The following is an 18486-nucleotide window of genomic DNA, read 5'->3' as shown; positions in this document are numbered from 1 at the left end:
CAGCAGCCCCCGTTCAGGCGCCCGCATTTATCCAGCCACATTGCGCTGTCCAGTTGACGGCTGCTGCGCAGCCGAGCGGGAGCAAGCTCCCTCGCCACGGGGGTTTATGTGAGCTTCAGGCAGGCTCAGTCACTTTCAACTCAGCCTTGACCAGCGCTTCGCGCGCCTGGGCGTCCGCCAGGCGATAGAGCTCGATCGAGCCGTCCCAATGCTCGATCAGCGCCGTGCACGACTCGACCCAATCGCCGCAGTTGAGGTACTCCACCCCGCCCACCGTGCGAATCTCGGCATGGTGGATGTGCCCGCACACCACGCCATGCAGTTCACGCTTCACGCACTCATGGGCGATGGCTTCTTCAAAGTCGCTGATGAAGCTGACGGCGGTCTTGACCTTGTGCTTGAGGTACGCCGACAGCGACCAGTAACCGTAGCCGTAACGGGCCCGCCAATGATTGAGCCAGCGATTGAGCGTCAGGGTGAACTCGTAGGCCGAATCCCCAAGAAAGGCCAACCAACGGTGATAACGGGTAATCACATCGAACTGGTCGCCATGGATCACCAGCAGGTGCCGACCATCGGCGGTGACATGCACCGCTTCGTCCACCAGTTGAATGTTGCCCAGGATCAGCTTCGAATAGCGTCGCAGGAATTCGTCATGGTTGCCGGTGACATAGATCACCTCGGTGCCGCGCTTGCTCATGGTCAGCAGGCGACGAATGACGTTGGTATGGGCCTGGGGCCAATACATGCCACTGCGCAGTTTCCAGCCGTCGATGATATCGCCCACCAGATAGACCTTGTCGGCGTGATAGCCCTTGAGAAAGTGCGACAAGTGCTCGGCCTGGCAATCTCGCGTACCCAGGTGAACGTCGGAAATCCACAGGGTGCGGACACGCTGTTTGCGGCTGGGCCTGGCGAGCTCGGCGCTGGTCATTGGGCAACCCTCTGATCGTTTTCACCACAGTGCACCCCAGCGGTTAATGACCCATGACAATAATGAGTCGATTGCATGACAGCGCGAGGCGCCACGCCCTCGGTGTAGACTGGCCGCCTGCCACGGGAGACCGCGATGAGACCGATCCTCACGCTACGCCACTACAGCCACGATCTGATTGTCCACAGCCACGACCATGCGCAGCTGGTGTTCGGCTTGTCCGGCGCGCTGGATTTCGAAGTCGAAGGGCGTGGCAGCCAGGTGGTGCAGCAGAGTTTCGTGGTGGTACCCGCCGGCGCCCATCACGCCTGCGGCAGTCCTCGGGGCAGCCGTTGCCTGGTGCTGGATGTGCCTGATGATGACTGGGTCGGGCAATGCCTGGGCGATCACGCCGATGCCAGCCGGCGCTTGCTCGACCGCAATATCCGCCTGCCCCTGGATACGGGGCAGAGCCAGTTGGTAAGTTGGCTCGCGGGCAGTCCGGTGGACGATCCGCTGATCGCCCAGCAAGGCGCGGTGCTGCTGTTGGCCAGCCTCAACGGCGCCCGCCAGCAAACGAGCGGCAGCCGGCACCTGCCCTATGCCGCGCTGGACGCTCATATCGACCAGCACGCGGCCTATCCGCTGCAAGTGGCGGACCTGGCGCGGGTCGCCGGGCTTTCCAGCGCGCGCCTGCATGCGCGCTTCGTCGCCGAACGCGGGCAGACGCCAATGGAATACATCCGCAGCCGCCGCCTGCACAAAGCCGTGGGACTGTTGCGAGACTCAAACCTGCCCATCGGCGAAATCGCCCATCAGGTTGGCTACAGTTCGCAAAGCGCCTTTGCGGCGGCGGTGCTGCGCGAGTTCGGTGTTTCGCCGGGCAAGCTTCGGCGCTAGCTCCGCGCTAAAAATCGCTAGGTTCGCGACAGACAGAAACGGCTGGCAAAGGGTTCAATAGCCGGACGCTCAACCGCTCAACAAGGATTGCAATGACTCCCCGTACCGCCCTCGGCGCCTTGCACATCGGCGCGCTCATGTTTGGCCTGACCGGCGTGTTCGGCAAACTGGCCGCCGCCTCGCCGGCGGTCATTGTGTTTGGCCGTGCGGTGTTCGCCGTGCTGGCCCTGGCGGTGTTTGCCCGGTTCGCCAGCCGCACCCGCTGGCAAAAATTGCGCGGCCGCGACGCTCGCCGGTTGCTGCTCGGCGGGCTGTTGCTGGCCGGACACTGGGTCAGCTTTTTCATCTCGGTAAAAGTCGCCGGGGTGGCCATCGCCACGCTGGGGTTCGCCAGTTTCCCGGCCTTCACCGTATTGCTCGAGGGGCTGATTTTCCGCGAGCGGATCCGCGCCAACGAGATTCTCCTGGTGGTGCTGGTAAGCGTCGGCCTGGTGCTGGTCACACCGGACTTTGACCTGGCCAGCGGCGCCACCACCGGTTTGCTCTGGGCCGTGGCTTCGGGTCTATTGTTCTCGCTGTTGTCGCTGACCAATCGCGCCGGCTCCGCGCACGTACCGCCGGTGCAGGCCGCGCTGTGCCAGAACGTGGTCGTGGGCTTATGCCTGTTGCCGATGGCCGCGCCACAACTGAGCGACGTGCGCCCCATCGACTGGTTGTGGATCGGCCTGCTCGGGGTGTTCTGCACCGGCCTGGCCCACAGCCTGTTCGTCGCCAGCCTCGCGGTGATCAAGGCGCGCACCGCGGCGGTAGTGTTCGCCATGGAACCGGTCTACGGCATTACCATTGCCTGGCTGCTGTTCGATGAGAACCCGACGCTGCGCATGCTGCTCGGTGGGGTGCTGATCATCGTTGCGATCGTCGTGTCGAGCCAGCTCGATGGCACGAAAAAATCCAGCGCCGGCGCCCAGGCCTCGTCTCACTGAGCCAGGTTACTGAAACGAGTCACTGAACCCGGTCGTTGTGCCCCAGGTCGCGCTCCGGGTCGATCCGGTCGCGGACCCGCTGCTTGAGGACCTTGGCCTCGGGAAAACCGCCGTCAGCCTTGCGCTCCCAGACCTGCGTACCGTCACAGCTGATATGGAACACCCCGCCGGTGCCCGGCACCAGGGACACCTTGCCCAAGTCGTCGCCAAACGTGCTGAGCAACTCCTGGGCCAGCCAGGCGGCGCGCAGCAACCATTGGCACTGCGTGCAGTAAGTGATGACGACTTCCGGTTTGTGAGCGGTCATTGCGGGTGAGCTCCTGCGGTCAAAGGCGTCGTTATACTACTCGCCTTTGACCGCCTGCCCCGAGATTGACGATGCGCCGCCTGCTGCCATGCCTGCTCCTGTTACTGCTGCCCCTGTTCGCCGACGCGGTCGAAGCGCCGCGACCGAAGATCGGCCTGGTACTTTCCGGCGGCGCGGCCCGTGGGCTGGCGCATATTGGCGTGCTTAAAGCTCTGGAAGAACAAGGCATCAGGATCGACGCGATCGCCGGCACCAGCATGGGCGCGGTGATCGGCGGTTTATACGCCTCCGGGTACAAGATCGACGAGCTGGAGAAACTCGCCCTGGGCATCGACTGGCAGCAGGCGCTGTCCGATGCCCCACCGCGCAAGGACGTGCCCTTCCGGCGCAAGCAGGATGACCGGGATTTCCTGGTCAAGCAGAAGCTGAGCTTTCGCGACGACGGCAGCCTCGGCCTGCCATTGGGCGTGATCCAGGGACAGAACCTGGCCCTGCTCCTGGAAAGCCTGCTGGCCCACGCCAGCGATACCCGGGATTTCGACAAGCTGCCAATCCCCTTCCGCGCCGTGGCGACCGACATCGCTACTGGCGAAAAAGTCGTGTTCCGCAAGGGCCACCTGCCCAAGGTGATCCGTGCCAGCATGTCGATCCCGGCGGTGTTCGCCCCGGTGGAACTGGACGGGCGGCTGCTGGTGGACGGCGGCATGAGCGACAACATTCCCTTGGACGTGGCCCGGGAAATGGGCGTGGACATGGCCATCGTCGTCGATATCGGCACGCCGCTGCGCAACCGCAAGCAATTGGTCACGGTGGTGGATGTGCTGAATCAGTCGACCACCCTGATGACCCGGCGCAACTCGGAGGAACAACTGGCGACGCTGAAAAACAACGACGTGCTGATCCAGCCCGCCCTGGCGAGCTTTGGCTCCACCGATTTTGGCCGCGCCACGGAAATGATCGACGCCGGTTACCACGCCACCCGGATACTCGAGGCCCGCCTGGCACACCTGCGTCGCCCTGAACCGGCCGACGCCGAGCTGATGGCGGCGCGCACCCCCAGCGAACGCACGCCGGTCATCACCGCGATACGGGTGGAAAACGATTCGAAAGTCGGTGACGACGTGATCCGCTATTACGTTCGCCAACAAATCGGCGAGCCGTTGGACCTGGGTCGCCTGCAAACCGACATGGGCACCTTGTACGGCCTGGATTATTTCGAGCAGGTGCAATACCGCGTAGTGCACAAGGGCGCGGACAACACCTTGGTGATCAGCGCCCGGGGCCGACGCACCGGCACGGACTACCTGCGCCTGGGCCTGAGCCTGTCGGACGACATGCGCGGCGACAGCGCTTTCAACCTCGGTGCCAGCTACCGGGTCAACGGTATCAATCGCCTCGGCGCCGAATGGCTGACACGGGCGCAGATCGGCGACAAGCAGGAACTGTACAGCGAGTTCTACCAGCCGCTGGACGTCGGCTCGCGCTACTTCATCGCGCCCTACGGACAATTCGAATCGCGCAACGTCGAGTCGATCCTCGATAACGACCCGGTCGCCCAGTATCGGGTCGAGCGCTATGGCTTCGGCCTGAACCTGGGCCGGCAGATCGGCAACAGCGGGGAAATCCGCTTCGGTGTCGGCCAGGCCTGGGGCAAGGCGGACGTGCGCATCGGCGATCACGACCAGCCCAGCGAAAACTTCAACGAAGGCTTCTACGAGCTCAAGTATTCATTCGACTCGCTGGACAACGTCTACTTCCCCCACGAAGGCGAAGACATCGGCTTGTCCTGGCGCCAGTACGAACCCGGATTAGGTTCCGACCAGCGTTATCGCCAGTGGGAATTCAGGTTGGACAAGGCCCTGAGCAGCGGCCCGGATACCTTCATCCTCGGCGGCCGTTATGGCCGGACCCTGGACACCGCCGAGGTCGTCACGTCGAGCTTCGTCCTCGGCGGCGCCCGACAGCTGTCGGGCTTTCGCGAAGACGGGATATCCGGCCAGAACATGAGCCTGATGCGCGCCGTGTACTACCGCAGGCTCACGCCGCGCGCTTACCTGCCGCTGGATTTCCCGCTGTATGTCGGCGGTTCGCTGGAGCGCGGCCGGGCCTGGAACAACGACAATGAATTCGACAGCGGCTATATCAACGCCGCCAGTATTTTCCTCGGGTTCGACACGCCGCTGGGGCCACTCAACTTCAGTTATGGCTTCAACGACGATGATGAGCAGGCGGTGTATCTGAATCTGGGGCAGACGTTCTAGCGCTGTTCAAACTGTGGGAGCGAGCCTGCTCGCGAAAGCGGTCACTCAGTCAAAGATGATGTTGACCGGGGCTCCGTCATCGCGAGCAAGCTCGCTCCCACAAGATTCTCTCCAGCCTATGGATCATCTCAACGAATCCCGGCCAGCAGCACCCGGGCCGTTTCCTTGAGCGGCTCGTCGCCCTCTTCCACCAGTTCCTCCAGCAGCGTGATAGCGCTCTTGAGGTCTCCCTCATCGATACGATTCTGGGCTTCTTCGAGCTTTTCGGAATGCTGCGAGGGTTGCGCCTCAAAGGACACCGGTTCGAGCGACAGGGAGTCGAATTCCGGTTCGGCGGTCAGCGGCTCCAGCTCCAGCGACTGCTCTTCGTCGGCAAACCCGTCGAGAAAATCATCGTCCAGCGACTCGGTTTCCAGGGGCGCGCCCCATTGCAGGTCGGGCTCATCGAACCCCGAGAGCGACAAGGTGCCGGTTTCGAAGGATTCAAGGGTTTTCGGTTCAACGGAGGCCTGCGGGGTGTCGGTCAGGTCCCAGCTGTTCTCCATGGACAAGCTATCGAGCTTCAGCTCGAACTCGTCGCTGGGGGGACGGGGCGGTTCGGGCTCTGGAATGCGTGCCAGGGGTTCTGTCGGCGCAGGCGCATCACGCGGCGTATCACGCGGCGTATCAAGGGAGGTCTCAACGGGCGCGGTAACCATGGAGATCCTCGGGTAGCGCCCGCGGACTTCTTCCAGCGCCTGGCGATCGATACCCTGGGCCAGCAGGTGGTTCTCCTGGGCCTGGAAACCGATGACATCGCCCTGCTTGCCCAGCACGTCGAGCAACTTGAGGCCCAGGTCGGTACGCTCCGGCTCCGCCAGCAACGCGGCGCGCAACAAGCCCGCCGCTTCGGTGAAGCGGCCATAGGTGAGGTAGATTCCCACCCCTTCGAGCACATCGCCGAGGGGCGCATCGCCGTTATTGAACGACGCGGCGACTTCAGGGCGTTCGGTGCCGGACTGCGTGTAAGTCTCGGGTTCATCATCGTCCAGGATCAATTCGCGAGGCTCGGACATCGGCTGCGGATCCGCCAGTTCCTGCTGTTGCCGACGGCGGAGAAACAGCAACACGGCGAGCAACCCCAGCAGCCCTACCAGCCCCGCCACCCACAGCCAGTCGATGCCCGCTGCCTCGCCGGCCGGCGCCGCCTCGACCACCGGAGCGGGCTCGACGTATTCCTCTGGCGGCGGCGTCGCGACAACAGTCGATGGCGATGTCTGCGCCAGTTGCGCCTGCAACTCGCTGATCTGCTGGCGCTGGCCGGCAATTTCCGCGTCCTGGGCCTGAAGCCGGACTTGAAGTTCGTCGATGGTTTTCTGTTGTTGCTGGTTTTGCAGCACCGAGGCGGCGAGTTGCTCGGCATTGCTGTCGGGGGCGACAGAGGCCGGAGTTGAAGGGGCTGCGGCGGGAGGCGGCAATATGGCCGAGTCGGGCAGCAACAGGCGCTGACCGATGGAAAGCCGCTCGCTGCCAGGGTTCAGCGCCTGGATGCCCTGCATGAGCTCATTGACAGAGGCATTGCTGCCGGCGTCATGCAGGCGCTTGGCGATGATCCAGGGGTTGTCGCCCTGCACGACGGTGTAGCGCTTGCCTTGTGTGGCCGGTGGCGGCTTCATCGCGGGTGTCGCTTCGGCCGCAGCGGAAGGCTCGTCCACGGTCGGCACGATCCCTGGCGTGCCCGGCGGATCGATCAGCACGGTATATTCGCGCAGCACCCGGCCGTTAGGCTGGTTGAGCTGTACCAGGAAATTGAGGAAAGGTTCTTCCACCGGCTTGCTGGAAGTCACCCGGATGAAACTGCGCTCGCCGCGCAACACCGGCGTGAAACGCAGGCTGTTGAGAAAAAATACCCGCTCCACCCCGGCGCGACTGAAATCGTCCGGACTCGCCAGGCTGGCCGACAAATCCCCCTCGCCCAGGCCGGCCGCATCGACCAAGGCGATATCGGCGCGCAACGGCTGGTTCAGCGCGGAATGAAGCGTGATCTCTCCCAGCCCCAGCGCCGACGCCAGGGCCGGAAAGCCCAGGGCACCCACGACTATCAACACGTTGACCCAGTTGCGCAACGTGGACTGCAGACTTTCAAGCATGGGCATCCCTTTCGATTACCAGAACCAACCTCGGCGTAAACGCTTCCATTAGGAACGCTTACTACTGGTTATAGTTCGCTAACCGGCGAATCTCAAAAACCGGGTGTCAGGGATGTGCCTCAGGATTTTTCCAGGTTGGCCAGGATCCTGCCGTGAACCCGCATGCACACCCGCATATCCTCTTCATCAACGCCTTCAAACAACTCCCGACGCAGCTGCGTGGCAATGGTTTCGATTTGTTCAATCAGCGGCAAGGCCGGCGCGCAGAGCACGATTTTCTTGGCGCGGCGGTCCTCGGCCACGGCCTGGCGCTGCACCAGTCCCTGGGTTTCCAGACTGTCGAGCAAGCGAGCCAGGGTCGGGCCTTCAACGGCGACGCTCTGGGCCAGTTCACGCTGGGTCGGCGCCTGTTCGAAGCGCGCCAGGTGCAGCAGCACCAGCCAACGCGCCTGGGACAGGCCCAGCCCGGCGAGGCGACGGTCCAGCTCGGCTCGCCAGCCCCGGGACATTTGCGCCAACTGCATGCCAAAGCGGTGTTGATCGGTTAGAGGCATAAAAAACTCATCAGAATCTAAATAGAGAAATACTAATTATTAGTCAGCTAAGCATGAGCTTCGGATTCAAGCAAGGCTGGCACTGTAGTGAATCGTTAAAGGAGCGTAACTGTTTGATCAGACTTCAAATTCCGATTGCAGTGCAGCCCTGACGCAATACAGGACGCCTTCCGGAACGCGGCCTGCAAACAGCGCGGCAACGTCAGATACCGCGGGCAATTCACCCTCGCCGTCGAGAAACGCGTCCTGGATTTCGCCCATCAATTCTTCGGGCAAATCCAGCGCCTGTTCCAAGGAAAGCTGCTGCTGGCCGATCGCCTCGGCCAGCATCGTGTAGACATTTTTTTCCGAACACTGCAATTGCCCGGCGATCTGTAGCGGGGTCATGCCGGCACGAGCCAGCGTGATGAGTTCGTGGCGTACATCGGCCACGGCTTTCGGCGCCTCGGCTTCGCCGCCGAGCACTTGGAGGAAAGCCTCGCCGTAACGCTCCAGCTTGCGCGCACCAACGCCACTGACCCGGGCCATTTCCGCCAGGGAAGTCGGTTGGCTGCGGAGCATTTCCAGCAAAGTCGAATCGGGGAAAATGACATAGGGCGGCACGCCATGCTCCTCCGCCAGCTTGCGCCGCAAGGCGCGCAAGGCCTCCCACTGATCGCGCTCCTCGCCACGCACCAGTTGGCTGGCCTGGCTCTTGCTGCTCTTGATCGCTGTTGCGGGCTTGAGGTCGCGACGCAGTTCCAGGCTGACCTCGCCTTTGAGCAAGGGCCGGCAGGTCGCGCTCAGGCGCAGGCCGCCATAACCTTCCAAGTCGATGTCGGCCAGGCCGCGCGCCACCAGTTGCCGGAACAGCGAGCGCCACTCGCTCTCGGTGCGGGCCTTGCCCACGCCGAACACCGAAAGATGCTGATGGCCAAAGCTGCGGACCTTTTCGTTGTCCTTGCCCAGCAGCACGTCCACCAGATGTCCCACGCCGTAGCGCTGGCCCGTGCGATAGATGGCCGACAGTGCCTGGCGGGCCGGCTCGGTGGCGTCCCAGGTTTCCACTCCGTCGACGCAGTTGTCGCAATGCCCGCAAGGCTCGGGCATGTCCTCATCGAAATAGGCCAGCAAGGTCTGGCGGCGGCAACGGGTTTCTTCGCAGAGCGACAGCATCGCGTCGAGCTTGTGTTGTTCCAGGCGTTTGTGGCGCTCATCGCCCTCGGAGTTCTGCAACATCTGCTTGAGCATCACCACGTCCTGCAGGCCGTAGGCCATCCAGGCATCGGCCGGCAAACCGTCACGACCGGCACGGCCGGTTTCCTGGTAATAGGCCTCTAGCGACTTGGGCAGGTCCAAATGCGCGACGAACCGTACGTTGGGCTTGTCGATACCCATGCCGAACGCCACGGTGGCGACCATGATCAGGCCTTCCTCGTTGAGAAAGCGCTTCTGGTGATAGGCCCGCAGATCGTTGGGCAGGCCGGCATGGTAGGGCAATGCCGGGAAACCTTGCTCGCTGAGGAACGCCGCCACCTCCTCGACTTTCTTGCGCGACAGGCAATAGACGATACCCGCGTCGCTGCGACGCTCGGCGAGGAACGCCAGCAATTGCTTGCGCGGCTGCTCCTTGGGCACGATGCGGTAAAAAATGTTGGGGCGGTCGAAGCTGGAGAGGAACCGCTCGGCGTTCTGCAGGTGCAGGCGCTCGACGATTTCTTCGCGGGTACGTTTGTCGGCGGTGGCGGTCAGGGCGATGCGCGGCACGTCGGGAAACAGCTCGGCCAATTGCCCCAGCTGCAGATATTCACGACGGAAGTCATGGCCCCATTGGGATACGCAGTGGGCTTCGTCGATGGCAAACAGGGCGATTTCCAGGCTCTGGAGAAAGGCCAGCATGCGCGGCTGCACGAGACGTTCAGGCGCCAGGTACAGCATTTTCACTTCACCGCGCTGGATGCGCGCCGCCAGGTCCCGCTGCTGCTCGGCGCTCAGCGTGGAGTTCAACGCGGCAGCGGCAACGCCCAATTCCTCGAGGGTCGCGACCTGGTCGTCCATCAAGGCGATCAGCGGCGATACCACCACCGCGAGGCCGTTGCGCAGCAGCGCGGGCACCTGGAAGCACAGGGACTTGCCGCCGCCGGTAGGCATGAGCACCAAGGCATCGCCACCGCTGGCCACGCGCTCAATGATGGCACCCTGGCGGCCACGAAAACTGTCGTAGCCGAAGATGTCCTTGAGGACGCGTTGAGCCTGTTCGAGCATAAAAACTCCAAAAATCACCGAAACATCCCTGCAAGGCTGGTCCAGAAACACAAACGCTGCACCGGCGAATCGTAAGTGCGCGTTTCGAACCGCCGGGATGCGGCAGGGCATCACAAAACGCGGCAGTATACCCGAGGGCTTCGTTGCGAAGGGGGTTGCTGACGGGAGGTTTCAGGGCAAATGCCGGACGAGCCCCACCCCGTGGCGAGGGAGCTTGCTCCCGCTGGGTGGCGAAGCCGCCCCAAAAAAACAGGGCCGCTGCGCGACCCAGCGGGAGCAAGCTCCCTCGCCACAGGGACTCTGTAGGCTCGAGACCAGGTGATGCATGACCGGCAAGGAAGCAAATCCACCACGCGGCTGGCCTGAGCGCTCAAGAAAGCCTAGAATTCCCGCATTGTTTATTCCCCAAGGTAGCCTGTAATGTCCTTCGCTGAGCAACTGACCCGCCTGCAAGTCTTCCTCGACGCCGATGAGCTGCACGAAGAAGCGCTGGATTACGTGGCCGCTCATGGCTACCTGACCGCCCTGTCGATCTGCTCCGAGCAGGTGCCGGAGCGTGAATGGATCGACGCCCTGTTCGCCGAAGAACCGCACTACAGCGACGAAGCCCAACGCGCTGAAATCGAAGCGACGCTGGTCGGCCTCAAGGCTCACATTGCCCGCCAACTGGCTTCCGATGAAGAATTCGAGCTGCCGTGCGAGCTGGACCTGGGCGACGATCCGGACGATTCGGAACTGCGCGGCTGGTGCATCGGCTTCATGGAGGGTGTGTTCCTTCGCGAAGCGGCCTGGTTCGAAACCGCCGAAGAGGAAGTCAGCGAAATGCTGCTGCCGATCATGGTCGGCTCCGGGCTGTTCGACGAGCAACCGGAGTTCTCCGACATTGCCGCCGACCCGAACCTGATGGATGACATGATCGTGCAGATCCCGGAAGCCCTCACCGCCCTGTACCTGCTGTGCAACGCCCCGGACGAGAAACCGGCGATCCTCAAGCCGCGTCACCACTGAGTCAGCGGGTGCCCGCGCCCCTCGGCAATCGCCCGCTGATCCTGCGCTACGCTCTGCTCGCCATTGGCTGGCTGAGCGTGGTGCTGGGGGTCATCGGCATCTTTATTCCCGTCCTTCCCACCACCCCCTTCCTGTTATTGGCCGCGGCCTGCTTCGCCCGCAGTTCGCCGCGCTTCTACCGCTGGCTGGTGGAGCATCCGCGCCTCGGCCCCTGGATCGGCGACTACCTCAGCGGCAACGGCATACCGCTCAAGGGCAAGGTCTACGCCATCGGGTTGATGTGGGCGAGCATCCTGCTGTCGTGCTACCTGGTGCCCCTGCCGTGGGCGCGGGTGTTCATGCTGACCAGCGCAGTGCTGGTGACGGTGTATATCCTCAGGCAGAAGACGCTGCGCAAACCTGATTGAACGCCCTTGTGGCGAGGGAGCTTGCTCCCGCTGGGAGGCGAAGCCGCCCTGAAATCAGCTGATGCGATTCCCCAGGCAGACCGCGCCTGCCGATTTTACGACTGCTGCGCAGCCGAGCGGGAGCAAGCTCCCTCGCCACGGGAACAGCGGTGCCTGGGTCCGGGAAAATTTTGTGCGGGCCAAAATGAAAAACCCGCCATCTCCAGAGCGAAGATGGCGGGTTTTGTCGTTTCAGCTCATCTCACACCGTGTCGACCTTCAACGAATGGTCATTCAGCATGCCGTTGATGATGGTCGCGGTGTCCGCGCCGCCGATCATTCCGCCCGCGCCCGGCGTGACGCCGTAATGAGTGGCGAGGTTGACGCCGGCCAGGTCGATGGTCTGGTTCGGCGTGGCGCCGGCGGTGCTGCTGACGTCGATGCTGGTGATCAACGAGGCTCCACTGCCGGTCACGCTGAAGTGCAGGTAGTCATCAAGCGACGCCGCGCTGCCGTTCTCGCCCAGCAGCAGTTGCGACAGGTCGAGTTTGTCGAGGCCCGGGGTGAAATCCGTGATGACGTCGTGACCGCTGTTGCCCGCTTGCCATTGGAACGTGTCGGCGCCGTTGCCACCGGTGAGGGTGTTGTTGCCCAGGCCGCCGATCAGCAGGTCATCGCCGTCACCGCCGTTGAGCACGTCATGGCCGAGGCCGCCGTCGATGCGATTGCTCAAGCTGTCGCCGGTCAGGTGGTCGTTGAAGTTCGAACCGACCAGGTTCTCGATGCCGGCCAGGGTGTCGGTACCGGCCCCCAGGGTGTTCTGTCCGGCCAGCAGGCCGAGATTTACCGTGACGCCGCCGGTGGCATGGGCATAACTGGCGGTGTCATTGCCAGTGCCGCCGTCGAGCAGGTCGTTACCGGTACTGCTGTAGAGCAAGTCATCTCCAGCCCCGCCATGCAAGGTGTTGTTGCCCGCGCCGGTGCTGAGGATGTCGTTGCCGTCGCCGGCGTTGAGCACGTTGTTGCCATTGCCGGCCAGCAGTACATCGTCGCCCGTGGTCCCCGTCAGGGTGTGGCCCGCCTGATAGCTGATGCCCACCCCGGCGGAGTCACTGCCGCCGTGGTTGTCGCTGGCAGTGTAGCTGCCGTGATAATCGGGTGTAGTGTCCTGGGCACCGGCGTAGTTGACGGTCAGGGTCAGTTGGTAATTTTCCGAGGCATTGGCGTTGCCATTGCCGGGGTTGGGAATGTTGGTGACGTGGATCTGATAATTGCCATCCGCCGCCGCGGTGAACGATGCACCATCGTTGATCGCGATGAAGGGGCCGCCGTTAAGCGAATATTCCATGGCGATGCGACCGGCCGTGAGATTGTGATCCAGGGTCAGGGTTTCGCCTTGCTTGAGGCTGATGTTGAGCCGGTCTTCATCGTTGGCGTTGTTGTTCGACACCGCCCCCAGCGCCCCGCTGACCACCAGCACCGCGGTCATGCTCGCGGTGTTGGCGACGAAGGCACTGCGGTTGAGGCTGATCGACTGGGCGTTGTTGCCAGTGAAACTGGCGGTACCGGTGCTGCCGGTGAAATCCGCGCCCCTGGCCACCCAACCGGTGTTAAAACTGGTCGGCGATGCGGAGAGCGGGTCGCCGTTGGCGTCGCTGTCATTGCCCAGCAGCAGTTCACCCGGAACCACGATGTTGCCCGACAGCACGTTGGTGATGACGTTGTCATCGACCGCCACGGGCGCGCTGTTGGGTTGGACCTTGATCACCAGGTTGGAGCCAGCCAGGTCACCATCGTTATCGCTGAGGGTGTAGCCGATGTTCTCGGTGATCAAGGTGCTGGTGGTGGTCTGGGAGGTGTAGCTGAACGCGCCGGTATCAAGATTCACCACGAGCATGCCGTCATGCCCGGTGGCGATGCTGACGGTGTTGGTCGCGGTGTTGAAGGCGCCGTGGTTGGCCCCGCCGCTGACGGTCAGCGCCCCCTGGCCACCGTTGGCATCGGGGTTGTAGCTGTAGGTCGTGCCGTCCACCACCAGGCTTTTGATAAACCCGCCGTCGGCACCGAACGAGCCGCCTTCGCCAAACAGGCTGCCGGTAACCGGCACGCCTTGCACAGTGCCGGAAAGCACCGAATTGAGCTGGTTCAAGTCAGTCACCACCACCGCGTTGGTGTTGGTGTGGGTGCTGCCGTCGTAGGCCAGCGGGTCAAGATTGACGTTTCTGGCGCCGCTGCCCAGGCCGACGGCGTAATTCTTGATGCTGTTGGCGTCGAGGAAGGCCTTCCACGCGGCCTCGTCCGCCGGGCCGATATCGCCCTTGGTCGGCTTGCCGTCGGAGAAAAAATAGCCAACGTTCTGGGCGCCGGTCAGTTGCCCCGGTGTTGCGAACGCCGTCTTGGCCATCTCCACAGCCGCATCGTAATTGGTGTCACCGTCCGCCTTCAGCGCGGCGATCAGTGTCTTGGCGGTTGCCACGTCCACCCACACGGCACTCTGGCCGGTAGCGCTGCCGCTGAAGGTGACAAGCTGGACCTTCACGTCGCCCATGTCGTCGTATTTGTCGAGCAAGGCGCTGATTGCCTGTTTGGCCAGGTCCATTCGCGAGAGGCCCGGCACACCGGAATCGTCTTTCATGCTGCCGGACACGTCGAGCACGATCAGCAAGTTCGAATCGATCTCCACCGCCGTGACCGAACGCTCGGACGCGACAGCCTTGGGCACATCGTCGACGATGCTGACCACCAGGTTGCCGGTGGTGCTGTTGCCCAGGGAATCGGTGGCCTGATAGGTGAAGCTTTCGGTCAATACGTTCGGGCCATTGTTGGCATGCGGCGTGGTATTCGCCGGCGAGGTCAGCGTATAGGTGTAAGAGCCGTCGGCGTTGAGCAGCAACTGGCCGTGAGCGCCATTGGCGTCTCCCACCAAGGCAAATGTCACGGCGCCGGTTGCACCGCTGACCGAACCGACCAAGGTGCCGGTGGCGGTTTCGCCGGTGCTGCCCGGCTCGCTGCCGGTGGCGGTGCCGGGGGCCAGGTCCTGGCCATCCTGTTTCAGGTCCAGGGCTTTTTCGTAAACGGTGACGTCATGATCGGTTTCAGCGACCAGACAACTGTTGTGCACGTCGATGGTGATGGTCGTGGTGCTTTCATCCCCATCGGCGTCGCGCACGGTGTAGGTGAATACATCGGTGGCACCCGGTACGCCAACGGAGTCCGGATTGCTGTGATAGACCGCGTTGCCATTGGCATCCAGGGTCAGGTAGCCGTAGGTGCCGTTGATCTGGGTGTTCAGGCCGCCGTTGGCCGGACTTGACGTATCGTTGCCGGACCGCACGCCGATCACCACGCCACCATCGGCGCCGAGCACGTCGTTATCCAGCACGTTGCCGCTGACCGTCCCGCCCTCCACCACCGCCGCGGTATCACAGTGCGCCTTGGGCACGTCGTCGACGATGTTGATAACGATGGTGCTGGTGACGCTGTTACCGAGTGAGTCCGTAGCTTGATACGTGAAGCTTTCGCTCAACACGTTCGGACCATCATTGGCGGCGGGCGTTGTCGTGGCGGGCGACGTCAGGGTGTAGGTGTACGAACCGTCCGGGTTGAGGAGCAGTTGTCCATGGGCGCCAGTGGCATTGCCCATCAGGGCGAAGGTGACGGCGCCGACGGCACCGGTCACCGAGCCGACGAGGCTGCCGCTCGCGGTTTCGCTGCTGGCATTCGGCGCACTGCCGGTGACGGTGCCGGGGGCCAGGTCCTGGCCATCCTGGTTTAGATCCAGGGCTTTTTCGTAGACACGGATTTCCTGGTCAGGGGTTGCGGCCAGGCAGCTGTTATAAACGTCGATGGTGATGGTCGTGGTGCTCTCGTCGCCATCGGCGTCGCGCACGGTATAGGTGAACACATCGGTGGCGCCCGGTGCGCTGACGGCGTTCGGGTTGCTGTGGTAGACCGCGTTGCCGTTGGCGTCCAGGGTCAGGTAACCGTAGGTTCCATTGATCTGGCTGTTGAGGCCGCCTACGGCGGAGGTCGATGTATCGCTGCCGACGCGTACGCCGATCACTGCGCCGCTGGCGGCAGGCCCGTCGGCGCCGCCCTCGTCGTTGTTCAGCACGTTGCCGCTGACCGTCGCGCCCTCTTCCACCGAGGCGGAGTCGGCGTGGGCCTTGGGCAAGTCATCGACGATGTTCACGTCCAGGTTGCCGGTGGCCGTGGTGCCGTTGTCATCGGTGACCACCACGCCGAACTGCTCGCCCAGGCTATTGGCGCCGTTGGCGTTGGGATGCGCTTCGTTGTCGAGCAAGGTGTAGCTGTAGCTGACCACGCCCGTGGCGGCGTTGAAGCCGGTGACGGTCAAGGTGTTGCCCAACGCAGTGGTGATCGATTGCGGGAAACCGGCGGCGACGCCACCGCTGACCACAGTGATGCCGCCGACGCTCAGGGTTTGCACGCCGTCCAGCGCGGTGATGGTGAAAGTGCCGCTCTGGGTCAGCGCCGAGGCATCCGGGTTGCTGCCGTCGCCGAGGTTTTTCTCCTGCACCGTCAGCTCGCCGCCCTCGGTGTCGAGGCCGTTGATGATCACCGGGTCGTCGTTGTTGTGCACTTGCAACACCAGGTTGGCGGTGCTGGTATCGCCGTCGGCGTCGGTCAGGGTGTAGGTGAAGGTTTCGCTGCCGTTGCCGCCGCCGCGCAGGCCTTTGAAATCGGTGTCACCAGGGTTGAGCGTGTAGGTGTAGGAGCCGTCGGCGTTGAGCACCAGCGTGCCGTAGGTGCCGGTGAAAGTGCCGGGAGTAATCGGCCCGGACGCCACCTGATCGGCGCCTTGGCTGTCGTTGGGCAGCACGCTGCCGGTCAGGGTCAGGTTGTTTTCCGAGGCGATCCCGGCGTTGCTGTCGTCGATGGCTTGAGGCAAGTCATCGACAATGTTCACGTCCAGGTTGCCGGTGGCCGTGGTGCCGTTGTCATCGGTGACCACCACGCTGAACTGCTCGCCCAGGCTGTTGGCGCCGTTGGCATCTGGATGCGCTTCGTTGTCGAGCAAGGTGTAGCTGTAGCTGACCACGCCCGTGGCGGCGTTGAAGCCGGTGACGGTCAAGGTGTTGCCCAACGCGGTGGTGATCGATTGCGGGAAACCGGCGGCGACGCCACCGCTGACCACAGTGATGCCGCCGACGCTCAGGGCTTGCACGCCGTCCAGCGCGGTGATGGTGAAAGTGCCGCTCTGGGTCAGCGCCGAGGCGTCCGGGTTGCTGCCGTCGCCGAGGTTTTTCTCCTGCACCGTCAGCTCGCCGCCTTCGGTGTCGAGGTCGTTGATGATCACCGGGTCGTCGTTGTTGTGCACTTGCAGCACCAGGTTGGCGGTGCTGGTATCGCCGTCGGCGTCGGTCAGGGTGTAGGTGAAGGTTTCGCTGCCGTTGCCGCCGCCGTGCAACGCAACGAATTGCGGGTCGCTGGTATTCAGGGTGTAGGTGTACGTACCGTTGGGGTTGAGCACCAGCGTGCCGTAGGTACCGGTGAACGTGCCGCCGATGATCGGCCCGCTGTCGGGGCCGGTGGGTATGCGATCAGCGCCCTGGTCATCATTGGGCAATACGTTGCCAGTGAGGGTGACGAGGGTCTCCGACGCGCTGCTGGCGTGGCTGTCGTCCACGGCTTGAGGCACGTCGTCGGTGATGTTGACGTCCAGGGTTCCGTTGGCCGTATCGCCGTCGTTATCGACGGCCACGACCGGGAATTGCTCGCTGATGGTGTTGGCACCACCGCCCGCCGGATGGGTTTCGTTGTCGGTCAGGGTATAGGTGTAGCTCACCACGCCAGTGGCCGGGTCATAGCCAGTGATGGTCAGCGTGTTGCCCAGCGCCGAGGTGACGGACTGCGGGAAACCTGAAGCCACGCCGCCAGCGATCACGCTGATACCGCCGATGCTCAGGCCGTTCAAGCCGTCGGGGGCGGAAATGCTGAAGGTGCCGCTTTGCACCAGCGCGCCAGGATTGCTGGCGGTACCGTCGGCAAGGTTGGCCTCGTTGGTGCTCAGCTCTCCGCCGTCCACGGTCACGCCACCAAGGGTGACGGGGTTGTCCGGCGTTTCAGGAATGACCGGCGGCACGGTTCCATCGCCATCATCGCCATCGTTGCCGTCCGGATCAGCCGCCAGCTCCAGTTGTGGAAACTCGGGAATCCCGTTGAACCCGGCGGTTGGGAAGCCAATCAGAGGATCAACCTCCCCGGCCACCTCCTCCAGCAGCACAAAGCTGTGCCCACCGCCCACTCCGCCCGGGTTGCCGCCCTCGGCGCCCGCCGCCGTGGCCTCGCCAGTCTGGGTCGGGTCGGCGCCGGCGGCAATGGCTTGCTGCAATTGCTGCACATCGGTCAGTTGCGCATTACTTGGCACTGGCGCTTCGGGCGTGTCGACAGGCGCTGCCTGGTTGGCGAGCAGCTGCGGGGTCAGGGTCAGGTCACTTTCGCGGCCCAAGGTCAGCTCCTGGCCGTTCTGCAAATGCACGGCTACTGCGCCCTCAGCGCCGGTGATCAGGTGCTCACCGGCGTACAACCGATCACCTTCGATCAACGGGCGCCGCAGCCCACCGGCGGCCTCTGCGAAAACCTGCCCTACGACCTTACTGACGGTACCGATGAGCGCTGCCATGTGCATTTCCTCCGTTGCCAACCGTAGTCGGCACCTGTGCTGGGTGAAGAAGCGAGACTCAGGCTGGCCGTCAGAATCTGGAAAATCTGCCAGCTTTCGCGAGATCGGAAGGTAGCGGATTTTCGCCACAACGACAAAAAACCGTCACGCATACC

At 63.3% G+C, this 18486-nt stretch carries 11 protein-coding genes; 5 read left to right on the top strand and 6 right to left on the bottom strand.

What is annotated here, in order from left to right:
* Positions 1 to 115 precede the first annotated feature (115 nt).
* Positions 116 to 934 carry a UDP-2,3-diacylglucosamine diphosphatase gene (locus J3P94_RS08255; protein ID WP_434572576.1) on the bottom strand — a complete coding sequence of 273 codons (819 nt, stop codon included), beginning with the start codon at positions 932 to 934 and terminating at the stop codon, positions 116 to 118.
* A 135-nt stretch (positions 935 to 1069) separates the two neighbouring features.
* Between J3P94_RS08255 and J3P94_RS08250 the strand changes: the two genes are divergently transcribed.
* Together J3P94_RS08250 and J3P94_RS08245 are read left to right on the top strand one after the other, a co-directional pair.
* Positions 1070 to 1813, top strand: a complete 744-nt coding sequence (locus J3P94_RS08250) for an AraC family transcriptional regulator (protein ID WP_434572574.1) — start codon at positions 1070 to 1072, stop codon at positions 1811 to 1813.
* A gap of 92 nt (positions 1814 to 1905) precedes the next feature.
* Positions 1906 to 2796 (top strand): DMT family transporter, encoded by an 891-nt coding sequence (locus J3P94_RS08245; protein ID WP_305499541.1) that lies wholly within the window; start codon positions 1906 to 1908, stop codon positions 2794 to 2796.
* 19 nt (positions 2797 to 2815) lie between these two features.
* On the opposite strand, the gene J3P94_RS08240 is transcribed toward J3P94_RS08245, so the two are convergent.
* A complete protein-coding gene (locus J3P94_RS08240; protein WP_434572572.1) occupies positions 2816 to 3103 on the bottom strand; it encodes a SelT/SelW/SelH family protein in 288 nt (95 codons plus the stop codon).
* Positions 3104 to 3174: 71 nt separating this feature from the next.
* Between J3P94_RS08240 and J3P94_RS08235 the strand changes: the two genes are divergently transcribed.
* Positions 3175 to 5364: a patatin-like phospholipase family protein gene (locus J3P94_RS08235; RefSeq protein ID WP_434572570.1), complete on the top strand. Its 2190-nt coding sequence runs from the start codon at positions 3175 to 3177 to the stop codon at positions 5362 to 5364.
* Between the two features lie 128 nt (positions 5365 to 5492).
* Here J3P94_RS08235 and J3P94_RS08230 read toward each other — a convergent pair whose 3' ends face one another.
* The 3 genes from J3P94_RS08230 to recQ form a co-directional block, all read right to left on the bottom strand.
* Complete coding sequence (locus tag J3P94_RS08230) at positions 5493 to 7493, bottom strand: FimV/HubP family polar landmark protein (RefSeq protein ID WP_434572568.1); 2001 nt, start codon at positions 7491 to 7493, stop codon at positions 5493 to 5495.
* 119 nt (positions 7494 to 7612) lie between these two features.
* On the bottom strand, positions 7613 to 8047 hold the full coding sequence (locus J3P94_RS08225; protein ID WP_305499533.1) for a MarR family transcriptional regulator: 435 nt from the start codon (positions 8045 to 8047) through the stop codon (positions 7613 to 7615).
* Between the two features lie 117 nt (positions 8048 to 8164).
* Complete coding sequence (recQ, locus tag J3P94_RS08220) at positions 8165 to 10291, bottom strand: DNA helicase RecQ (RefSeq protein ID WP_305499531.1); 2127 nt, start codon at positions 10289 to 10291, stop codon at positions 8165 to 8167.
* 420 nt (positions 10292 to 10711) lie between these two features.
* Here recQ and J3P94_RS08215 point away from each other — a divergent pair, with 420 nt between their 5' ends.
* Both J3P94_RS08215 and J3P94_RS08210 read left to right on the top strand, forming a co-directional pair.
* Positions 10712 to 11299, top strand: coding sequence for a YecA family protein (locus J3P94_RS08215; RefSeq protein WP_305499530.1), 588 nt, complete (start codon positions 10712 to 10714; stop codon positions 11297 to 11299).
* Between the two features lie 8 nt (positions 11300 to 11307).
* Complete coding sequence (locus tag J3P94_RS08210; RefSeq protein WP_434572566.1) at positions 11308 to 11706, top strand: YbaN family protein; 399 nt, start codon at positions 11308 to 11310, stop codon at positions 11704 to 11706.
* Between the two features lie 241 nt (positions 11707 to 11947).
* Here the strand turns inward: J3P94_RS08210 and J3P94_RS08205 are convergent, their stop codons facing one another.
* Positions 11948 to 18331, bottom strand: a complete 6384-nt coding sequence (locus J3P94_RS08205) for a retention module-containing protein (protein WP_434572564.1) — start codon at positions 18329 to 18331, stop codon at positions 11948 to 11950.
* Between the last annotated feature and the right edge of the window lie 155 nt (positions 18332 to 18486).

The sequence above is a fragment of the Pseudomonas sp. Z3-8 genome (assembly GCF_051131975.1).
In the GTDB taxonomy this organism is placed as follows: domain Bacteria; phylum Pseudomonadota; class Gammaproteobacteria; order Pseudomonadales; family Pseudomonadaceae; genus Aquipseudomonas.
Note: the sequence above shows the minus strand (reverse complement) of the source record. Positions and strands in the feature narration are given on the sequence as shown.